This window comes from Paenibacillus kobensis NBRC 15729 (assembly GCF_004000825.1).
GTDB classification, from domain to species: Bacteria; Bacillota; Bacilli; order Paenibacillales; family Paenibacillaceae; genus Paenibacillus_T; species Paenibacillus_T kobensis.
On record NZ_BILZ01000084.1, the window covers coordinates 1 to 17067 of the forward strand.

General features: G+C 54.8%; 17 protein-coding genes. 14 read left to right on the forward strand and 3 right to left on the reverse strand.

Annotated features, from left to right (window positions below; genetic code table 11):
* The 4 genes from PKO01S_RS26555 to PKO01S_RS26570 all read left to right on the forward strand — a co-directional run.
* Positions 1 to 1757 (forward strand): InlB B-repeat-containing protein (locus tag PKO01S_RS26555; RefSeq protein WP_174818617.1); only part of this gene is annotated, 1757 nt, incomplete at its 5' end.
* 520 nt (positions 1758 to 2277) lie between these two features.
* Positions 2278 to 3054 carry an ABC transporter permease gene (locus PKO01S_RS26560; RefSeq protein ID WP_127534466.1) on the forward strand — a complete coding sequence of 259 codons (777 nt, stop codon included), beginning with the start codon at positions 2278 to 2280 and terminating at the stop codon, positions 3052 to 3054.
* A 6-nt stretch (positions 3055 to 3060) separates the two neighbouring features.
* On the forward strand, positions 3061 to 3858 hold the full coding sequence (locus PKO01S_RS26565; protein WP_127534467.1) for an ABC transporter permease: 798 nt from the start codon (positions 3061 to 3063) through the stop codon (positions 3856 to 3858).
* A 4-nt stretch (positions 3859 to 3862) separates the two neighbouring features.
* Positions 3863 to 4843 carry an ABC transporter ATP-binding protein gene (locus PKO01S_RS26570; protein ID WP_127534468.1) on the forward strand — a complete coding sequence of 327 codons (981 nt, stop codon included), beginning with the start codon at positions 3863 to 3865 and terminating at the stop codon, positions 4841 to 4843.
* A 79-nt stretch (positions 4844 to 4922) separates the two neighbouring features.
* Here the strand turns inward: PKO01S_RS26570 and PKO01S_RS26575 are convergent, their stop codons facing one another.
* Positions 4923 to 5918: an aldo/keto reductase gene (locus PKO01S_RS26575; RefSeq protein WP_127534469.1), complete on the reverse strand. Its 996-nt coding sequence runs from the start codon at positions 5916 to 5918 to the stop codon at positions 4923 to 4925.
* A gap of 173 nt (positions 5919 to 6091) precedes the next feature.
* Between PKO01S_RS26575 and PKO01S_RS26580 the strand changes: the two genes are divergently transcribed.
* The 3 genes from PKO01S_RS26580 (at position 6092) to PKO01S_RS26590 (ending at position 8835) form a co-directional block, all read left to right on the forward strand.
* On the forward strand, positions 6092 to 6922 hold the full coding sequence (locus PKO01S_RS26580; protein ID WP_127534470.1) for a helix-turn-helix transcriptional regulator: 831 nt from the start codon (positions 6092 to 6094) through the stop codon (positions 6920 to 6922).
* Positions 6923 to 6962: 40 nt separating this feature from the next.
* A complete protein-coding gene (locus tag PKO01S_RS26585; protein ID WP_127534471.1) occupies positions 6963 to 7838 on the forward strand; it encodes a MerR family transcriptional regulator in 876 nt (291 codons plus the stop codon).
* A gap of 70 nt (positions 7839 to 7908) precedes the next feature.
* Entirely contained in the window at positions 7909 to 8835 is a 927-nt protein-coding gene (locus PKO01S_RS26590; RefSeq protein ID WP_127534472.1) for an NAD-dependent epimerase/dehydratase family protein, read from the forward strand.
* A 92-nt stretch (positions 8836 to 8927) separates the two neighbouring features.
* Here the strand turns inward: PKO01S_RS26590 and PKO01S_RS29655 are convergent, their stop codons facing one another.
* Positions 8928 to 9518 carry a collagen-like protein gene (locus PKO01S_RS29655; protein ID WP_281278957.1) on the reverse strand — a complete coding sequence of 197 codons (591 nt, stop codon included), beginning with the start codon at positions 9516 to 9518 and terminating at the stop codon, positions 8928 to 8930.
* A gap of 726 nt (positions 9519 to 10244) precedes the next feature.
* Between PKO01S_RS29655 and thiM the strand changes: the two genes are divergently transcribed.
* The 4 genes from thiM to PKO01S_RS26615 all read left to right on the forward strand — a co-directional run bounded on the left by thiM (position 10245) and on the right by PKO01S_RS26615 (position 13741).
* On the forward strand, positions 10245 to 11051 hold the full coding sequence (gene thiM / locus PKO01S_RS26600; protein ID WP_127534473.1) for a hydroxyethylthiazole kinase: 807 nt from the start codon (positions 10245 to 10247) through the stop codon (positions 11049 to 11051).
* Positions 11052 to 11079: 28 nt separating this feature from the next.
* Positions 11080 to 11937 (forward strand): bifunctional hydroxymethylpyrimidine kinase/phosphomethylpyrimidine kinase, encoded by an 858-nt coding sequence (gene thiD / locus PKO01S_RS26605; protein ID WP_127534474.1) that lies wholly within the window; start codon positions 11080 to 11082, stop codon positions 11935 to 11937.
* Entirely contained in the window at positions 11934 to 12650 is a 717-nt protein-coding gene (thiE, locus tag PKO01S_RS26610) for a thiamine phosphate synthase (RefSeq protein ID WP_127534475.1), read from the forward strand. Before thiD ends, thiE begins: the two co-directional genes overlap by 4 nt.
* A gap of 203 nt (positions 12651 to 12853) precedes the next feature.
* Complete coding sequence (locus PKO01S_RS26615) at positions 12854 to 13741, forward strand: effector binding domain-containing protein (protein ID WP_127534476.1); 888 nt, start codon at positions 12854 to 12856, stop codon at positions 13739 to 13741.
* Here PKO01S_RS26615 and PKO01S_RS26620 read toward each other — a convergent pair.
* Positions 13738 to 14160 (reverse strand): hypothetical protein, encoded by a 423-nt coding sequence (locus PKO01S_RS26620; protein ID WP_127534477.1) that lies wholly within the window; start codon positions 14158 to 14160, stop codon positions 13738 to 13740. The two genes, PKO01S_RS26615 and PKO01S_RS26620, sit on opposite strands and share 4 nt — an antisense overlap.
* 85 nt (positions 14161 to 14245) lie before the next feature.
* Here PKO01S_RS26620 and PKO01S_RS26625 point away from each other — a divergent pair, with 85 nt between their 5' ends.
* The 3 genes from PKO01S_RS26625 (at position 14246) to PKO01S_RS26635 (ending at position 16909) form a co-directional block, all read left to right on the forward strand.
* Positions 14246 to 14428, forward strand: coding sequence for a hypothetical protein (locus tag PKO01S_RS26625; RefSeq protein ID WP_127534478.1), 183 nt, complete (start codon positions 14246 to 14248; stop codon positions 14426 to 14428).
* Between the two features lie 196 nt (positions 14429 to 14624).
* A complete protein-coding gene (locus PKO01S_RS26630) occupies positions 14625 to 15314 on the forward strand; it encodes a TetR/AcrR family transcriptional regulator (protein ID WP_127534479.1) in 690 nt (229 codons plus the stop codon).
* A gap of 68 nt (positions 15315 to 15382) precedes the next feature.
* A complete protein-coding gene (locus PKO01S_RS26635) occupies positions 15383 to 16909 on the forward strand; it encodes a DHA2 family efflux MFS transporter permease subunit (RefSeq protein ID WP_127534480.1) in 1527 nt (508 codons plus the stop codon).
* Positions 16910 to 17067 lie beyond the last annotated feature (158 nt).

Consider the following 17067-nt stretch of genomic DNA (forward strand, 5'->3'; position numbering starts at 1 on the left):
ATGCGCTGACGACGCCGTTCAATTTCACGGCAACGTCGATCACGGGCGATACGACGGTGTATGCGAATTGGACCGTCAACCCGTACACCGTTGCTTTCAACACGGACGGCGGCTCAACGGTAGCGAGCCAAACGGTCAACTACGACGCCAAGGCGGCGAAGCCAGCAGTAGACCCGACGAAGGCGGGTCATACGTTCGCGGGCTGGTACGCAAACAGCGCCTTGACGGTGCCGTTCAATTTCACTGCTACAGCAATCCAAGCGGACACGTCGGTGTATGCGAAATGGACAGTGAACCCGTACACCGTTGCTTTCAACACGGACGGTGGATCATCGGTAGCGAGCCAAACAGTCAACTACGATGCCAAGGCGACGAAGCCAGCAGTGGACCCGACGAAACCGGGCTACACATTTGCAGGCTGGTACGCCAATAGTGCCATGACGGTGCCATTCGATTTCACGGCAACGTCGATCACGGCCGACACGACGGTCTACGCAAAGTGGACCACCAATGCAACAGCACCGGTACAACAGCCAGACGAAGCAACGAACAACCAAGATGCGATCACAATCAACGGCATTTCGGTTCCAATGACAAAGACCTATACCTTGACCAGCGACGGCCGGCAAATGGTGGTCGTGTCACTCGACGAGCAGACGTTGACGCAGTCGTTATTGCAAGGCAAGCTCAAGACGACGATAGCTGTCGATGCTGACGAAAAAGTCGTTCAAGTACAGCTTCCGGCTAATGCAGTACTGGCCCTGGTCAACCAACTGCCAAATGCGGTCATTACGATCGAGCGGCCAGGTGCAAGCTACAGCCTCCCGGTCTCCCTTCTACGCGATATGCCGAAGGGATCTAACATGACGGTATCAATCGGAGCGGCATCTGCACAGGCAAACAGCGAAGTGGAAACAGCGGCTTCGGGTCTGGGGGCAGAGTTGCTTAACAAGCCGACGGAATTTACGGTGGCGGTGGACGGCAATGAACGACAGGATTTTGGCAGTATCTACGTCGATCGTACGATATGGGTGCCGGGTACGCTGGATCCGCTTCATACAACAGCTGTCTGGCTGGACTCGCAAGGCAAGCTGCAGGTTGTACCGACTACATTTGCGAGTGGCAACGGGGGCACGATCGTCACGATTCATGTGCCGCACAACAGCGTCTACTCCGTAGTTCGGCTGGATCGAACATTTGCGGACCTGCAAGGCTATTGGGCTAAGTCGGACGTTGAGCTTCTGGCGAACCGAATGATCGTAAACGGTATGACGGCTAACACCTTCGCACCGAACAGCAACATCACGAGAGCGGAATTTGCAGCGCTGCTTGTGCGGGCATTGGGACTGCAAGAGACTGCTCCTGAACAGCCTTATGCAGACGTTCAAGCATCCGATTGGTTCTACGGAGCCATCGGGGCAGCGCAAAAAGCCGGATTAATTAACGGCACCGGCAGCAATACGTTCCAGCCGGGAGCATCCATTACGCGGGAGCAAATGGTGCTGATGGTTGTACGCGCGATGCAAATCGGCAGCGGGGACCAAGCAGCAGCAGTGGATTTGTCCATACTGGGCTCATTCGCTGACCGCTCCTCCATCGCAAGCTGGGCGCAAGAGGCCGCCGCACAGGCACTCGATGCCGGCATTATTCAAGGCATGACAGCAACGTCATTTGCACCGCAAGCAACGGCGACGCGTGCTCAGAGCGCCGTAATGCTGAAAAGGTTGCTTCAACATTTGCATTTTATTAACGAATAGAAGAGGCCATTCATAACGATGCCCCTTGAGCGCCACGATCATCCTGAAAGGGATTGACCGGCAGCGGCTCAAGGGGCATTCTTTTATTACCGCCAGGTAAGTCTCTTCATTGCACTTCGTACAACGAGAATCAGCCGCTTCTATCCCCAAAGGACCTTTTATTGCACTTTGTACAATAAGAACCCGCTGTCTGGCGGTCAAAGGGACATTTCCATTGTTTACGACGCCCAGTCCATTGTACGAAATGCAACGAATGTGCTCGATCCAGCGTAGCGGAGCTTGTTTCGCTGTACAAATTACAATGGGCCACATCCGCAATTGTAGGATAGGATCAACTTCTGCCTAGACAATAGTCCCTATACCAATAAATTTGTGCAGGAATTGACTATAATTCAAAAAAAACTATTGATAAAACGTTGTCATTGGGATAATATGGATTCCATTCTTCACTTTTTTGACACAATTGCTGTATCAGCGGAAAGGAAGGGATGCTTTGCGCATTTTTCTGAAAGCCATACAAATGAATTTGAAAATGTTTATTGCGTATCCGAAGGGGTTTGCCATCTCGATCATTATTTTTCCGTTCGTCCTCTTGCTCAACATCTACTTGTTCAAGAGCATCTACGCCTATAACGGCACCTCTCATATTAAAGGGTACGATCTGTCGCAAATGATCTGGTATTATGCGGTCACCACCTTCGTCTGGGTATTCACGTTCAACTTCGCGGACCGCCGGATGGCGAACTATATTTTGTCCGGACAGATGGGAACGATGCTGCTGCGGCCCATGTCGCTGTTCCGCTTCGAGCTCGCGAATGCGATCGCCCTCCGGATTACCGGCGTGCTGTTTGAATTCGTGCCGAACATGATTGTTTATTGGCTTATGTATCCGCCCGCCTTCTTAACGTGGACGTCGTTCGGTAAGTTTCTCGCTATCATTGCGATGGCATTCTGTCTCCACTTCTTAATCAACTACTTGATTGGATTGAGCGCTCTGATCACGCAAAATAACGGGGGCGTCACCGCCGTCAAAGGCGCGCTCGTCGTCCTGCTCGGCGGAAGCCTCATTCCGCTCGACTTCCTGCCGGGCTGGCTGCAGCGAATCTGCGACGCGCTTCCGTTCAAGTACATTTTCTATGAACCGATCCGCTTCTTCATCAACCACCCGGATACGCAATCGGGCAGCGCATTCGTGCAAGTGCTCCTGATTCAGCTGGCATGGATTCTCGGGCTCTATGCGGCTTGCCGGGCGGTATGGGCGCTGTTGATCAAAAAAGTCGTCGTGGCGGGAGGTTAACAGAAGATGACTGCTACATTATCAGGGCTTATGAGGTTGTACGTCTGGCATATGAAGCTGAGTGTTTCCCGGGCAATGATTTACCGGTTCGACTTCTTAACGGGGCTGTTCATCTCGGTCCTTGTCTCCGGGCTCGGACCGTTCGTGCAATATTTGTTCTTTACACAAACGCGCGGCTATCCGGGCTGGACGATCCATGAAATCTTGCTGTTCCAAGGCGTGCTGCTGTTATGGCTCGGCATCCGGGATACGTTGTTCGGGGCGATTCGGGGCTCCGTGATGGATATGGTGTGGAAAGGTGACTTTGACCGCTTGCTGCTCAAGCCGTACCCGCCGATCGGCGTGCTGCTGTGCAGCGGCTTCCAGCTTAGCGGCATCGGATCGCTGATTGCCGGCGCGCTCTTCATGGGATACTCGCTCAGCAAGCTGCATCCGCATCTAACCGCCGTTTCCTATTTGCAGCTTATCGTGGCGGTGCTCGGAGGCGTTATCTTATTCATGGCGATTACGGTCCTCTATTGCTCGATCGTTATCATGCTTGTGCAGATGAGCCGGATCAGTGAAATGCTGGACCGGATTACCGACTTCGGCAATTATCCGGCGAACATATTCCCGTTAATTTTGAAGACGGTGATGGTAACGGTACTGCCTTTCGCCTTGTGGGGCTTCTATCCGGCGCAGATCCTGCTTGGACGGGCAGACGGCATGCTGTGGTCCGCTGCGGGCTGCTCCATTGTCTTGTTCGGCTTAAGCGTCGTTGTATGGAACCGTTGTCTCCGAAACTATACCAGTGCGGGAGGTTAAGCAATTGAACGATCCAATTATCGAAGTCAAAAATTTAACGAAGACGTTCAAGAAAATAAAGAAAAAAGAAGGCTTCTTCTCCTCGCTCGGCTCCTTATTCAACCGCGAGTCCGAACTGATTAAAGGCGTCGACGACGTCAGCTTCACGATCCAGCGGGGAGAGATCCGCGGTCTGATCGGGCCGAACGGGGCGGGCAAATCGACGACAATCAAGATGATGTCCGGCATTCTGCACCCGACGGACGGCCATATTCAGTCGCTCGGCCATATTCCATGGATGGAGCGCGAGCAGTACGTGCGCAAGCTGGGCGTGCTGTTCGGGCAGAAGTCGCAGCTATGGTGGGATTTGCCGCCTATTGATACGTTCGCGCTGAACAAGGAGATGTACAAAATTCCGGATCAACGGTACAAGGAGCGGCTCGACTATTTTATAGAGTTGCTCGAAATCGGACACGTTGTCCATCAGCCGGTACGAACGCTATCGCTCGGCGAACGGATGAAATGCGAGCTCGTCTGCGCGCTGCTGCATGAGCCGCCGCTTATTTTTCTGGATGAGCCGACGATCGGTCTTGATATTGTGTCCAAAGAGAACATCCGCGCGTTCATCAAGCAGATGAACAAGGAGCACGGGACGACGTTTCTCATTACGACGCACGATCTGGCCGACCTGGAGAACCTGTGCGACAACGTCACGATCATTAATAAAGGCAAAGTCGTATTCGACGATACGATGCAGAACCTAAGCACTTATTTCGAGAACAGCAAAATCATCGACGTCAAATTCGCCTCGCCGGTTCCTGCATCACTGCTGGAAGGCTATAAGGTGTTGGAATCACAGCCGCTTTCGGCGATGATCGAGATCGACCTGAGCAATCAGACGATCAAGCAGGCGTTCTCGGATATTCTCGACCGCTTTCCGGTTATCGATATTAACATCACCAACATTCCGATCGAGCAAGTGATCAAGCACTTATACACGGCATAGGTACAGGTACAGCAGGTACAGGCATAACGACAGAAAGACCAGTCGCGGCAAGGCGGTTGGTCTTTCTCATTGCCCAGAATTATTCCGGGCTAATCTCGTTCAAATGCTTGATCGGCGCCTTCACCTTCGGCGCGTCGCCGGCAATTGTGCGGATACGCTCAATTACGCTGTCTTCGAGACGGATATGCGCGGCGGGCACCGCCGTCTCGATATGCGACGGCTTGCGTACGCCGACAAGCGCGGACGTCGCAGCCGGATGGGCAAGCACATACGCGATCGCAAGCTGGGCGACGGTGATGCCGAGCTCGTCTGCAAGCTCCTTCAACTGCTCGATGATGGCGAGGTTGCGGTCGAACGAATCGCCCGTATGAATGAGCGATTGCGAGCGCCAGTCATCGGCGGCGAAGCGGGTGTCGGCCGTATAGTTGCCGGATAACAGGCCGGATGCAAGAGGGCTGTAAGCGAGCACCCCAACACGGTTGTTCCCGCAGAGCGGAAGCAAGTCTTGCTCGATGGAGCGCGACAAGATGGAGTAGGAGTTCTGAATCGAATCGATATGACGGACGGCGAGCGCATCGCTCAGGATAGAGGGAGATACGTTGCTCAGCCCGATATAGCGTACCTTGCCGTCCTGCACGAGTTTATCGAGAGCGCTTACCGTCTCTTCAATCGGAACGCTATCGTCCGGCCAGTGCAGTTGGTAGAGGTCAATGTAGTCGGTACGCAGGCGGCGCAGCGATTGCTCCGCTTCGCGAATGATCGAGTCATAGCCCCCGTTGCGGGTAATATGGCCGTTGCTGTCCCAGACGAGACCGCCTTTCGTGGCGATGAATACGTCGTCGCGGTCCCGGTACAGCGCTTGGCCGAGCAGCTCCTCGGAATGCCCAAGTCCGTACACGGCAGCTGTATCGAATAAGGTTACACCCGCATCCAGTGCGGCGCGAATGCCGTAGATGGATGCTTCATCGTCTTGCTCGCCCCAAGTGTAAGTCCAGCCGGGACCGCCAATTGCCCAAGCACCGAAGCCGATGACGGATACGAGAGGACCGTCCTTGCCTAATGGCCGATATTTCATCGCTTATTCTCTCCTTTGACTGCGATTCAGATAGATACAGAATAGATCGCGCCTATGGTATCATTATCCCATGGGTATATTTGGATAACGATAGGTTTGGTTATCCTAGGTCTGACAACACCAGTATGAATGAATATAAAGCTAGAACGATAAATAGAAGAAGGTGAAGAGAGATGAAACAGAGCGGCCGGCGGGCAGAGCTGGGCCAATTTCTGCGTATGCGCCGCGAGCGGCTCGATCCGTCGGCATACGGGTTCGAGACAGGGAAGAGACGGCGGACGCCGGGACTTCGCAGGGAGGAGCTTGCGCATGTCGCGGGGGTAAGCGTATCGTGGTACACCTGGCTGGAGCAAGGCCGGGATATTAACGTATCTCCGCAGGTGCTGGACAGCGTCTCCCGTACGCTGCAGCTCAATGCGGCGGAGCGCAAGCATCTGTTCTATCTCGTCTTCGATGCCGCGGAGTGCAGCGCGGCGGCCGCCGAGCCGGCCGTGGATCAGAGGCTCCAGGCGATTCTGGATTCCTGGGGGGAGTGTCCGGCGATCGCAATCGACGAGCAGTGGGACATTGTGGCTTGGAACGAAGCATCCTGCGGCGTATTCACGATTGATTTTGCCGAACTGACAGGCCGGGACCGTAATCTGCTATGGATAAACTTTATGAATCCGGCATTCCGCCGGCTGTTCGCAGATTGGGAGAAGGATGCGCAGTCGATATTGGCGCTGTACCGGGCGGGCAAGCTGCTGCAGGACGAGACGCTGACGCAGGAGCTGTACGAGGGAAGTGAGGAGTTCCGGAAGTGGTGGCCGCTGCAGGACATCCAAGTCACCTATGGAAACGACAAAATGCTTGATCACCCGGAAGCGGGAAAGATGAGCCTGCGGCCCGTCACGTTAATTCCGGCAGAATATCCGGCGCTTCGAATCGTGCTGCACATTCCAGCTTTGCATGGCGACTCAAAGGAAAAGCTGCGGCTGTTGGCTTCGGGCTTAGCGGTGCATTGAACTTAATCGCTCGCCATGCGCGGGAAAGGTCGAGGTAAGGATGAGACGGGACCAGTATTACTCCATCGGCCAGACGGCCAAAATATGCGATATTTCCATTCAAACGCTCCGCTACTATGATAAGACCGGCCTGGTGAAGCCTGGCTATGTCGACACTCACTCCGGTTACCGGTTCTATTCCACTCAGAATCTGCTGCATATCAAAATCATTCAGGATATGAAGGCGATGAACTTCTCACTTGAAGAAATCGACCATGCTTTAAAGCAAGAGCATATGGATCTTGTTCAGCGAATGTTCGCGGACAAACAAGAGGAGATGCGGCGACAGATTCAGGAGCTGGAGCAGGTGCAGGCCGCTATCGCCCGGCGCGTAGAGCAGATTGATTTTCTGCAGCGAATCGGAAGCGGGATGGCGGAGCTTGACGTCCTTATAGAACTGAAGACGATACCGGATCGGCTTGTCGCCTGCGAACGGGGGCGCCATGTCCTCGAGATGGACACTTATATTATGTTATACACGGAATTGTTCCAACGAATGAAGACGAACGGGCTGAAGCCAAGCGGCTATATTATGAGTGTCTATCATGAGAACATCATGACATTCAATAGGAATGATACCGATATTGAAGTGTGCATTCCGATAGAGAGTGAAGTCCGCCAATCAGGTGAACGTACAGTCGGAGCCGATTTCGTCCGCGTTGTGCCAGGCGGCGAATACATAACCGGCATGTATTGCGGGTTGCCGAACGAGCAGTCGTGCAAGCATATCTATGGCAAGCTGCAGGAGTGGATTCGGTTGAACGGCTACCGGGAGTGCGGCAGCGCGATGGAGCAGTACTTGGTCGATATGACGCAGATGATGAAGGCGGACGAATTTATTGTGGAGCTGCAAATTCCCGTTGAACTTGGCAGTTGACTCTATAGCTGCTATAGGGTTTATCGTCAAATCATGGAAAGCATGAGGTGACGATAAGGGGGGAATGAGCATGCATTTGATATTAGGAACGGGACCGCTAGGCAGGTCGGTTATGAGGGAACTTGTTCGCCGGGGAGAGCCGGTTGCGATGGTCAATTCCAGCGGCCGGGCGGACGTGCCGGACGGAGTGACCGTAAGGAAAGCAGATTTGATGATTGCGGGCCAAGCGGCTGAGGCGATGAAGAAAGCGAGAATCGTCTATCAATGCTCACAGCCGTCGTATCACCGATGGGAAGGGAATTTCGCGCATTTGCAGACGAATATCGCTAAAGGTGCGATTGCGGCAGGCGCGAGGCTAGTCGTAGCCGACAACCTCTATATGTACGGTTCCGTACAGGGTGCCATTCACGAGGAATTGCCCTATGCGGCGCTCACGAAGAAAGGGCTCATACGCGCCGAGCTTGCCCGCCAACTGCTGAAGCTGCATCAAGATGGCGTACTGCAGACGGCGATCGGGCGCGGCTCCGACTTCTTCGGTCCTGGCGTTAGGCAATCGGCTGCGGGCGATATGCTGTTCAAGCCGATCATACGGGGCAAAGCGTGCAGCGTCGTCGGCAATCCAGACCGCAAGCATAGTTACACCTTCATTGACGATTTCGGGCGGGCGCTCGTCGCGCTTGGCGAGCACGAAGATGCTTGCGGGCAGGCCTGGCATGTGCCGACGGCCGATGCCGTCACCACGAAGCAGTTTGCCGAGCTTGCATATCGCGCTGCCGGACATGAGCCGGGCAAGGTTCGGACGTTCGGGCGCGGCACGCTGCGGGCTGTCGGGCTGTTTATTCCGGCGGTGAGGGAAACGATCGAAATGTTGTACCAGTTCGAAGAGGACTTCGTTGTCGATACGAAGAAATTCACCGACCGGTTCGGCATTGCACCGACCGCGCTTCCGCAGGCGGTGGGGGCGACAGTGAAGTGGTATCAAGGCCAACGCTCATAAGGTCTTGTTGATAGGAAGAAGGGGCTCCCGCAAGGGAGCCCCTGATTATATTTGAAGAAGCCGCTAGAATGAGGCCTTTAGATAGGATTCGATTACGCCAATTTCTCAATGACCAAGGATGCGCTCACGGTCGGAGTTCCTCCGCCGATGGCGTTGCGCAGCACGAGATTGCCCATGTTATCGATACGGTTAAGCGTTAGTACGCCGCCAGCTGTTAACTGGGCTACGACTTGGCCTTGGTAAGGTTGATTCCCTGCGGACGTACCGTAGTTGCTGCAAGGCACCAGGGTTGCTGCACCGGGACCTGCGCCGTCCGGATCGAAGAATAATCCAAATGCATTGTCGCCAGGAGTCGGGAACACTTCCCAGCTAATCAGATAAAGCCCGTTTTCGTTAATGTTAAGGTTCGTTGGCGCGGTGAAAGTAATGGCAGTACCATTAATGACGCTATCAGTGAAGGCTACCGCCTCTCCCTGTCCGCCAGGGACGGCTGCTGCGGCAATATTTTGTTCCTCCGTGCTGCATACGAACGCGGACGAGGAGATACCGCCAGCAGGGCCTTCTGGTCCTTGAGGGCCTTGAGGGCCTTGGGGTCCCGTTGGACCTGTTAATCCAGTCGGCCCTTGAACGCCTTGCAGGCCTTGAGGTCCCGGTACGCCTTGAGCGCCTTGAACGCCTTGCAAACCTTGAGCGCCTTGAGGTCCTTGAGGGCCTTGCGGTCCTGGAACCGGTGTAACGTTAACTTTGACTTTCGGCGGCGGGCAGCTAACATTAACGACTTTTTTCTTTACAATAACAATTTTTTTCTTTTTTTTGTGATGACAGCCTCTAACTGGCTTGTGGAGTTCTTCGATTGTTTTACCAAAACAGCAGTGTTTCTTTTTATTTTTATTAATCAGACGACCCAATCTGTACACCTCCAATGGATTTGCCTTATTCTACGTAAAAATCGGATAAGCGATAAGGAGATTCACCCAGATCTTACTAGACTGCAATCTATTTTATGAAAAACAGGCTATTAACGAGGGATAGGAGCGTAGTTTGAGCGAATCTATGACTATCAAATTCTATATTCTCGCATATAGTGATAGGGACAACCCAATTTACTCCATGCACTCCAGCGTACTGGGGTGTATTTTTTTGCCCGTTGCGACTAATGAATGATGCATCCATTGTAATTTGGTGCCGAATGTAATACACTGATCGCAATTGCATATCTGTTCGGGAGCTTGTGGAAGCAGGCTGAGAGTACGGCTAATCCGCCGTAGACCGTTATAACCTGTTGGGTAATGCCAGTGTAGGGATGCGTTCATCGCTAAGTGTGTTTAACAGCGCTTTGCTTGCTCCTGCAGGCAGAGCGCTTTTTGTATATCCGTTCTATTTTATGGGAGAAGAGAGGCTGGGTCAGAATGAATATTCAGAAAGTAACGGAGCTGCTTCACGAGGTTAGATCGCGCAATCCGCTCGTCACGAGCATGACGAACGTCGTTGTGACGAATTTTACGGCGAACGGACTGCTTGCTTTGGGTGCTTCGCCGATTATGGCGTATGCTAAGGAAGAAGTGGCGGATATTGCGAAAATATCCGGCGCACTCGTCTTGAACATCGGAACGCTGAACGAGACGGACGTCGCGGCGATGAAGATTGCCGGCGCTTCGGCGAACGAGCATGGCGTGCCGGTCATATTCGATCCGGTCGGCGCAGGCGCGACGGCTTATCGTACACGCGTATCGCAGGAAATCATGAGCGGGCTTAACGTAGCGGCCATTCGGGGCAACGCGGCAGAGGTTGCGAACGTCGTCGGCCAAGCCTGGCAGATCAAAGGCGTCGATGCCGGAGCAGGCGACGGGAACATCGTGGAACTGGCGCAGACGGCGGCTCGTCAGTTGAAGACGGTAGCGGTCATTACGGGTAAAGACGACGTGGTGTCGAACGGCACGGATACGTATGTCATTCATAATGGGGATGCCATTTTGACGCGGGTAACCGGAACAGGCTGCTTGCTGACGTCGGTCATCGGTGCATTCGCCGCTGTCGAGCCGGATCTTGTACAAGCCTCAGCGGCAGCGCTTGTCGTATATGGCGTAGCAGCGGAAATTGCGGCTAGCGAGACGAAGGAGCAAGGTCCCGGCAGCTTCCAGATCGAGTTTTTGAATCAATTGGCGCTCATCTCGGCAGACGACATTCAGCGTCTCGGCCGAATCGAGCAACTATAGAAACGACAGAAGTGTAAGGAGAATGGGCATGACAGCAACAGCAAAGGCAACGGCGAAGGCATTAACGGTAGCCGGCTCGGACAGCGGCGGCGGAGCGGGCATACAAGCGGATCTTAAGACGTTCCAGGAGCTGGACGTATTCGGCATGACGGCCCTCACGGCGGTAACGGCACAGAATACGCTCGGCGTCCACGGCATTTATCCGCTGACGGTCGAGGCGGTGCAGAAGCAGATGGACGCCATCGGCGAGGATATGGGCACGGATGCCGTGAAGACCGGCATGCTGTTCAACAGCGAAATTATCCGCGGCGTAGCGGAGAAGATCGTTCAGTACCAGTGGGACAAAGTCGTCATCGATCCGGTCATGGTAGCAAAGGGCGGCTCCGTTCTGCTGCTGGAGGAAGCGCTTCGCGCGCTTCGCGGTGTGCTGATCCCGCTGGCGCTCGTCGTGACGCCGAACGTCCCGGAAGCGGAGTTGATCGCGGGCATGACCATCCGGAATTTGGACGACCGGAAGGAAGCGGCCCGCATTCTGGCTGGGCTTGGCGCCCGCAATGTCGTGATGAAGGGCGGTCACGACGAATCGAATCCTCATGAAGTCATCGATCTGCTGTATGACGGTCGGGATTTCTATGAATTCCGTAGCCCTCGGCTGGCGACCCGGCATACGCATGGCACGGGCTGTACGTTCGCGGCAGCCGTGACGGCAGAGCTGGCGAAAGGACGCAGCGTGCTGCAGGCGGTCGAAGTGGCGAAGGCGTACATTGAGGCGGCGATCGAGGATACGCTTCATATTGGACAAGGCCATGGCCCGACGAATCATTGGGCCTACCGGAAGCGGCAGCTGTCGAAGCAGCAGGCCGTTTCGCAAGGAGCGGACGAATGAGCGCGGCGGCGGGCTTGGCTTGGCGTCAGGTGGAGTCGCTTCGGGAGCGGCTGCAGGTGTACCTTATTATGGGCAGCAACAACTGCCTAAAGGACCCGGCTGCCGTACTAGAAGCGTCAATTGCCGGAGGCGTGACGATGTTCCAGTACCGGGAGAAAGGCACCGGCGCGCTCGCGGGGGATGAGCGTCTCTCGCTTGCATCGAAGCTGCGCGAGCTATGCCGCAAGCATGGCGTTCCGTTTATAGTCAACGATGACGTCGATCTTGCACTGGCCATTGACGCGGATGGCGTCCATGTCGGTCAAGAAGACGAAGTGGCGGCAGAAGTGAGACGCCGGATCGGCGAAGCCCGTATACTCGGCGTATCCGCCTATGATCAGGCGGAAGCGGAAGCAGCGATTCGCAGCGGGGCTGACTATATTGGCGTCGGTCCGCTGTTCAGCACGACGACGAAGGAGGACGCCAAGTCGGCGTCCGGACTGGCTGTGCTGGAGGCGATGCGGGATCAGGGACTGCAGATTCCGATCGTCGGCATCGGCGGGATTACGCCGGATAATGCCGGCGAGGTCGTGCGTGCGGGAGCCAACGGCGTATCCGTCATTACGGCGATTACGCACGCAGCGGACGAACGCGCCGCGACGGAAGCGCTGCAGCTTGCGGTGAAGCAAGGCTTGGCAGTGCGGGCAGATGCAGGCGGGAATGGACTGGCGTAAGTGTACGGCTGGCGCCCGGCGTCCAGCGTTCAGCACTGTGGCGAATCTTTAAATTAAGCATCGCGTCTATTATAGACGCGGTGCTTTTTTTGTCATAAGCTGGGACGTAATAGGAAGTTGGAACGGACAAAACATAGCACGCGCGGACAGGAAGCGCGAAGCGTTCTTCGGTACACTGAAGTGGCATAGAGGGAGGCGGAACATTGGAAGCATTAAGGCTGCTGAAGCAATCGCTTGACTACATCGAAGAGCATCTCGACCGGCCGCTTGAGATCGAAGCGATCGCGAAGGCTGCGATGTCGTCGAAGTTTCATTTTCAACGGATGTTCCATGCGCTTACGGGCTTCACGGTGACGGAATATATCCGCAACAGGCGGCTGACGCTGGCGGCGGAAGAACTGGCCGGGACGGACCGCAAAGTGATCGACATCGCGTTAAAATATGGCTACGACAGTCCTGAGGCATTCGCCAAAGCGTTCCAACGCTTGCACGGCGTGACGCCGACGGGAGCGAGAAGGGCTGCAACGCGGCTGAAAGCTTTTCCCCGCCTCTCCTTCCACATTCAGATTAAGGGTGAGCGCGAATTGAATTACCGGATTGTAGAAGAACCGTCCTATACCGTTGTTGGCGTGGATACGCGGGTGGAGAGCGGGCAGGATGCTGCTGTAATCCCTGCATTCGTGGAGAAAATTTGGCTGGACGGCACTCATGACCAGGTGAACGCGGCGGTCGGCAGACCGCAAGGCTCGTTGCTGTTCGGCTACTACTTCGACTACGAGGAAGACGGCGCGAAGCGCTATTTGATGGGCACCGAGCTGCCGCAGGGGAGCGGCAGCGTACCGGAGGACCTGACAACGCTGGTCATTTCGGCTCAGACGTACGCGGTGTTCGAAGGCTTCGAGTCGATGACGGGCGAGGAAGAGATCGGGCTCGAAATTGTGAACGTATGGCGCCGTATATATGGCGAATGGTTTCCGTCTTCTAATTTTGAACAGGTTGAGGGCACATGCATTGAAAAATATTACTGGCTCGACGATAAGCAAATCGACAGCAAGTTCGAAGTGTGGGTACCGGTTCGGCGCAAAGATTAGGCCGGCTTGAATCGCGCTTCCTTCTTGGCCATGAATGCATCCAGAATGCCGTAGAGCAAGCCAAGCAGTCCGAAGATGATGAGCGCACTGCTGGCATTCAGTTCGTATTGCGACACGAATTGTTCATAGAGAAAGCGGAATATACGCCAGCCAACGAACACGCCAAGGCTAGTATAGAGAACAGTACGCAGCCATGCGAACCGAACCCATCGGTGCAGGATGAACATAAGGGGCAGGACCGCGATAGGATACAGGAATGCGGCGATGATGAAGAAGTAATACAGAAAGCCTCCTCCAAGATTACGCAGCCCGTAATATTCGGTCGTCGTTATTTTGTTGCCTTCAATCAGTTCGAGCGACCAGACCGCACAGACGAACATGACGGCGAAGACTGGCCAGAGCATGAATCCACGGATCATTATCGTTCCTCCTTCCGGATATTCCCTATACGTTGTTCGGATTCAGAATGTTGCTTATACCAAGAAAAGGAGAGTTCACCCCCATATGGCCAAAACCAAAAGAGGCCGCGCCCTCTGGAGCCTTCCATCACGCGGCCGGGGCACTTGCCCGGTCTGCCGTGCCACGCGCATCAAGCTGCTGTATCCGCGTACGCAGAATGGCGGAACAGTCGTCAAGGTGTGCAAAAGATGCCAAGGCGCATCGGCTGCCGTTATTGACGCGATCTAATCGTGCCGTAGGCTAGATAAAGCTGTCACCTGAGGTGACGGCTTTGCTGCATTTTTTATGAACCCTCCCAATTGGGGTAAAATAACGCGAGCCTGCTGCAAGCATCCTCATTGCAATAATTGGCGAAGGCGCCTGTTGACATCCAGAACAATTGCGGTCTATAATCTAACCAGTTAGTTAGAAATGAAGATTGGCGGTGAACACGACGGCAGACCAACCAGCGACCAAGACATCGAAGTCGAAGAAGACGTACGACGCCGTGCGAACGAAGGAAATGATTCTCGATGCGGCCGAGGAGCTATTCGCGGAACAAGGGTATTCCGCCGCGCGTATCGACGCGATTGCTAAGGCATCCGGCTATAATAAAAGTCTTATCTACCAGTATTATCAGGATAAGCTCGGTTTGTATACGGAGGTCGTGAAGCGGGCCGACCAACGCAGCGAGCAGATGCTGGGCGATGTACTCGAGAGTATGATGGACGACGAGTTGCTCCGGAATGCGGATAGAATGAAGCATTTTCTCGAAGCGCTTATCGGCAAGTCGTATCAATATTTGCTCGATAATCCGAGGTTCCTGAAGATATATGCATGGGAAGCGGCGGAGGGGTGGAGAACGTGGAATCAGATTACGTACCAGCCAGACGACACGACCACGTTCAACGAATTGGCGAGGAAGGCGCAGGAGAATGGCGTTCTACGGGCGGAGCTCGATCCGTTCTACTTCCCGATCTTCATCATGCACAATGTCATCCATTCGGTGCTGTCCATTCAGCGCTTCAATGCCAAAGCGAATATTCCGAATGATGAGCAATCGGTGGAGCATACGAAACAGCAGATCGCACGATTTGTTATTAACGGCTTATTGGCCCCGTCGCACTTGCGTTAAAAGGCGGCGGTTGCTTTTTAAGCAAATATAAATAACTAGTTAGTTTTAAAGAAAGAGGAGGAACTTGAATGATAGACGTTCAAAACAGTCCAAGAAGATGGTGGATGCTGCTCGTCTTGGCTGTCAGCCTGTTGGTCGTCGGTCTCGATATGACGGTCCTGAATCTGGCGATGCCGGTGCTGGCCGAAGAGCTGCACGCTACGACGAGCCAGCTGCAGTGGTTCGCTAACGCGTATAACTTGGTGCTTGCCGCCGCACTGCTGCCGGCAGGGATGCTCGGTGACCGGTTCGGCTCGAAAAAGGTACTGTTGACCGCACTCGTATTGTTCGGCGGCGCTTCAATGGCATGCGCTTATGCGAACGATGCTTCGACGCTTATCGCTGCGAGAGCTGTGCTTGGGCTCGGAGCAGCGCTCTTGATGCCGGTCTCGCTCTCCCTGCTCCCGGTGCTGTTCAAGGAAGAGGAGAGACCGAAGGCGCTTCGGATCTGGGCGACGGCGTCCGCGCTCGGCTTGCCTCTCGGACCGATTCTTGGCGGCTGGCTGCTGGACCATTATGTCTGGGGTTCGATTTTTCTGATCAACGTTCCGATCGTTCTCTTCGGTCTCATTGCGGTCGCGCTGCTGCTGCCTAAGATACAAGGCTCGGTGAAAAAAGGTACCGACATTCCCGGCATTCTGTTATCCAGTGCAGGGCTGGCTGTGTTGACGTTCGGCGTGACGAGATCCGGCGAAGAAGGATTGGGCGACGCCTTGACGCTGACGTATATCGCAGCAGGCATCGTGCTGCTCGTCTTGTTCGTCTGGCGTCAGCGCCGTGCGGCGGCGCCGCTCATCTCCTTGTCGTTGTTCCGTGAACCGCGTTTTACTTGGGGAGCTTTGCTTGCGACGGTCGTCAGCTTCGCCTTGTTCGGCGTCTTATTCGGTCTTCCGCTTCTGTTCCAATCGGTCGGCGGCTTGAATCCGCAAATAACGGGCCTGAGGCTGCTTCCGCTTATCGGCGGACTCGTCGTCGGGGCGCAGTTGTCGGGTAAGCTGATAAACCGATTAAACGATAAGGCGATCGTGGCGGCAGGGTTCGTGCTCATGGCTGCGGGACTCGGACTAGGAGGGTTAACCGGACTTGATACCGGTTATGGTTATACGGCAGTATGGATCACGCTCGTCGGCATGGGGGTTGGTTTCGCGCTGCCGACCGCAATGGATGCGGCGCTTGGCGCACTCCCGCCGGAGCAGAACGGCATTGGTTCGGCGCTGACGATGGCGCTGCGGCAAGTCGGCGGTACGATTGGCGTCGCGCTTCTTGGAGCTGTTATGAACGCGGTTTACCGGAATAGATTGGACATGGAGGGGTTGGCGGACAATGCGGCGGAGGAGGTTCAATCGAGCGTATCTTCGGGCATCGCAACAGCGAAGCAGCTTGATTCCGCGGCTTTGCTCGAATCGGTCCGCTCCAGCTTTTCGAACGGATTCGACGCCATGCTGTGGACGTGCAGCGGCGTTGCGCTGCTCGGCTTCGTGCTGGCGGTTGTATTCCTGCCGAATAAGAAGCAGGCAGGCGAATCTTCGGCGGGGACTGCTGCGGCACCTTTGTAGAAGCCGGGCCACTCTTGGGCCGCCTTAGCGGCGTACAAGCGCAGTCGCTGGTGAGATAACGACACAGTTTGTTACACTAACTGAGCTCAATTGCCGCCGCTGGTGAGATAACGACACAGTTTGTTACACTAACTGAGCTCAAGAGCCGCCGCTGGTGA